The organism is Ideonella sp. B508-1, assembly GCF_000333615.1.
Classification (GTDB): Bacteria; Pseudomonadota; Gammaproteobacteria; order Burkholderiales; family Burkholderiaceae_C; genus Ideonella.
The window spans coordinates 1-3,334 of record NZ_BADL01000488.1 but is presented as its reverse complement, the minus strand read 5'-3'; the positions used below and the strand labels follow the sequence as shown (position 1 = coordinate 3,334).

At 69.6% G+C, this 3,334-nt stretch carries 3 protein-coding genes; all 3 read right to left on the bottom strand.

Translation table 11 applies throughout. The annotated features are described in order from the left end of the window. Positions 1–2,165, bottom strand: a 2,165-nt coding sequence (locus I73_RS29210; protein WP_022982137.1) for a chemotaxis protein CheB, incomplete at its 3' end; no start/stop codon positions are given. A 69-nt stretch (positions 2,166–2,234) separates the two neighbouring features. After that, entirely contained in the window at positions 2,235–2,924 is a 690-nt protein-coding gene (locus I73_RS29205) for a phosphatase PAP2 family protein (RefSeq protein WP_022982136.1), read from the bottom strand. A 193-nt stretch (positions 2,925–3,117) separates the two neighbouring features. Continuing rightward, on the bottom strand, positions 3,118–3,334 hold a 217-nt coding region (locus I73_RS33315), incomplete at its 5' end, for a hypothetical protein (protein WP_040501012.1).

Below are 3,334 nucleotides of genomic sequence, written 5' to 3'. Positions count from 1 at the left end.
ATGGTCTGCAGCTCCTCGTTCATGGACTGCGCCTCCTCCTTGGCGGTGGTCAATTCCTCGTTGGCCGACTGCAGCTCCTCGTTGGTCGATTGCAACTCCTCGTTGGCCGCTTGCAGCTCCTCCTGCGAGGCCAGCATCTCCTGGCGCAGGGCACGGATCTCCTCGCGCGAGCGGATCAGCTCTTCGTTGACCGCGGCGTCCACCCCCTGCGCGGCCCGGGTGCGGCGGCTGCGCGCCGTGGGCGCCGGCAGGGCATCGCGGAAGGCGATCATCACCATGCCTTCGAGCGCCTTGGGGTGGGCCAGGGGGCGCACGGTGATGTCGACCATGACGGTGTCTTCATCGTCGATCTTGAGCCCCTGCAGATCGATCGGGCTGCGGGACTGCAAGGCACTGCGCAGGGCCACCGACAGCTGAGCCCGGATGCCGGGGCGCGCCATCACATGGATGTTCCAGTTCGCCTTGCCTGCCGCCGGCTCGAGGTAGCGGCCGGTGCGGCCGTTGATATAGACGATGTCACCGGACTCGTTGACCAGCACGGCTGCGGGCGAGAAGAGCTGCAGCACGACCTGGTCCGCCAGGGACTGCAGGTTGACGGGAAGGGTGTAGGGGTGGATCAGACTCGTCTCCTGGGTGGCCGTCTTGGCCACCGGTCGGCGGTGGGTGGGGAAGAGGGCCGCCCCGATCGCACCCCCACGCGGATTGCGCCAGTAGATCCGCGACTTCGGATGCAGCGACTTGAACAGGGCCTGGGATCGGCCCACGGTCTCGGACTCGCCCAGCAGCAGCACGCCGCCGGGTCGCAGACTGTAGTGGAACAGCGCCACCAGCCGGTGCTGGAGCGGGGCGCTGAAGTAGATCATCAGGTTGCGACAGGACAGCAGGTCCAGTCGGGTGAACGGCGGGTCCAGGATGACGTCATGCTGGGCGAACAGCACGGTCTCGCGGATGCGCGGGTCGATCAGGTAGCCACCCGCATGCTGGGTGAAGAAGCGGGCCAGTTGCTGCGGCGGGACATCGCGTGCGATGGCGGCGGGGTAGTGCCCGGCACGGGCAAAGGCGATCGCATCGGCGCTCAGGTCGGTGGCGAAGATCTGCAGCGTGAAGTCGCTGAACTCAGGACGTGACCCGATGACTTCGGCGAAGACCATCGCCAGCGAGTAGGCCTCCTCCCCGGTGGAGCAGCCCGCCACCCAGACGCGCAGCTGCCGGTCATCGGCCCCCTTTTGGGCCAGAAGCAGGGGCAGCACGGTCTCCGTCAGCTCCTGCCACACCTGCGGGTCGCGAAAGAAGGCGGTGACGCCGATCAGCACTTCGTTGAACAGCAGGTCGATCTCCTGCGGGTTCTGGCGCAGAAAGCTCTCGTAGGCCGGCATGCTGGCCAAACCATGGACGGCCATGCGGCGCGCGATGCGTCGCAGCAGGGTGTTCGACTTGTAGAGCGTGAGGTCGTGGCGGGTGTGCTCCTGCACGAGGGCCAGGATGGCCGCCAGCGGGGCCGCGTCGGCAGCCGGCACGGCCTCTTCGCTGACCCCTGCCTCGGCGGGTTCGGCAAGGGGCGGCGTGCGGGCGAGCGCCATGATGCGGCTGGGCATGTCGCCGGGGACGGTCACGATGTCGACGCAGCCGGCGGCAATGGCGCTGCGGGGCATGGCGTCGAACTGGGCCGACTCCGGCTGCTGCGCCAGTGTCAGGCCGCCCTGGCTCTTGATGGCCTGCAGGCCCAGGGTGCCGTCCTCTCCCATGCCGGACAGCACGACACCCACGGCCCGGGCGCCGCGTTCGCGGGCCATGGAGCTGAACAGCACATCGACCGGCAGGCGCCGGCCACGCGGCTGAGTCGGCAGGGCCGGACACAGGTGGTTGCCGCTGACCCTCAGCTCGGCGTTGGGCGCAATCACATAGACCACGTCCGGCTGGATGTCCTGCGCGGATTGCACTTCCCGCACGGGCATGGCCGTGCAGCGCTGCAGCAGTTCGCTGAGCATGCCTTTGTGGGTGGGGTCCAGGTGCTGCACCACCACATAGGCCAGGCCGCTGGCGGACGGTACCTGGGCCAGGAATTGCTCCAGTGCCGCCAGCCCCCCCGCGGACGCGCCGATGCCGACAATGCCAGTGGGTGCTGCAGTGGCAGGCGGCGATTCGGCAAGGCGCGGCTCGTACATGCCCGATTATGAAAGCGGGTGGCGCTGTGCGCGTCTGATCAACCGCGCCTCGGTGCGCCGTTGGTGTCCTCAGGCCAGATCCGTTTCCCCTGCCGGTGGCCAGGATCGCGCGGGGACGTGGGTCTTGGGCGCGGCATGCAGGTGGGCCCGGGTGTAGGGGCGCTCGTGTCCGGACAGCGCCAGGGACAGGCGGATCACCAGGGCGTGGGTCACGGGCGGCGGGGCCCAGGCCACGCCAGCGGCCAGCCACAGGGTCAGGCCCAGCGGGGCCAGGCCCACGGCCGTGCGCAGCGCCGATTGGGCGGGCCAGCGCGCGGGCAGCGCGGCCACCACCCAGGCGGCCAGGGTCCCTCCCAGCACGAAGCCGGCGATGGCTTCCGACACGGAATGCGCGCCCACCTCCACCCGCGAGACGGCGATCAGCACGGCCAGCCCGGTGCCCAGCAGGGTACCGACCCAGCGGCCACGGCCGACCAGTGCCAAGGTGCACACAGCCAGCAGCGGGATGTCCACGCTGGCGGCGTACATGGAGTGGCCGGAAAACCCGGTGAAGTCCAGTGCCGCGATGCCCAGGCCCCAGCCCAGGAAGGCCACCTTGCTGGCCGTGGTCACCAGCGTGCCCAGGCACAGGGCCATCGCCCAGCGCAGGGCCGCGGCGCGGCTGTCCTGGCGCTGGGCCAGCAGCAGCAGGGCCAGGCCGGCGGCAGGCAGCAGGATCTGGGCTTCGCCCAGGCGGGTGATCAAGAGCCAGAGGGTCATCGTGGCGGGATGGCGATATTGCACCGCATCATAGCGATGACCTGGGACGGGGCAGATGAAAAAAGGCCCCGCCGAAGCGGGGCCGAATATTGGAGGAGTCAGTGGCTCGAAAGCCATTCCCATAACGCAGGGAAAGGGCGATGCGTTGACGGGCTCCCCGGGGTCGCCGGTCGGCCCGCCCGCGGCATGGGGGTCAGGTGTTGGCGATGCGCTTGCCGACGATGTGGATCACCTGCACGGGAGCGACCGTGGTGTCGGCCAGAGCCATCGGCGTGGCGGCGGCCTGGGCCAGTTGCACGTCGCGCACCTGGTGGTCGGCGATGCGGGAGACACCACCCAGCAGGCTCAGGCAGGTCACGAACGCCAGGCCCAGCAGGCCAGCGCGGGTGAGGCGGTCGAGGCGGAAGGCG